Here is a 343-nt window from a genome sequence, read left to right on the forward strand (position 1 = left end):
GGGCGGAGTGGGCGGGTCCGCCCGCCTCCGGGCCCCCGACACGGTGGGCGGTCGCGTCGATCGTCGCCTCGGTCGGCCCGTAGAGGTTGTGCACCTCGGCCCCCCACGCTCCGGAGACGTCGGCGGCGAGGGCGCGGGGCAGTGGTTCACCCCCGCACAGGACGGCGCGCAGGGCGGGCAGCGGTGCGGCGTCCGCCGCCGAGGAGAGGACGAGGTTCAGGTGGGAGGGCACGAACTGGGCGAGCGTCACGCCGTACCGGCTCATCCAGGAGACGAGGGCGGCCGGTTCGCGGTTGGCGCCGTGCGGCAGCACACAGACCTCGGCGCCGTGCATCAGCGGCAG

At 76.1% G+C, this 343-nt stretch carries 1 protein-coding gene; it reads right to left on the reverse strand.

Annotated features, from left to right (window positions below; translation table 11 throughout):
* A partial coding sequence (locus IH13_RS0127410; RefSeq protein WP_158791326.1) for an AMP-binding protein occupies positions 1–343 on the reverse strand: 343 nt, incomplete at both ends.

The sequence above is a fragment of the Streptomyces sp. NRRL WC-3549 genome, from assembly GCF_000721935.1.
Taxonomy (GTDB): domain Bacteria; phylum Actinomycetota; class Actinomycetes; order Streptomycetales; family Streptomycetaceae; genus Streptomyces.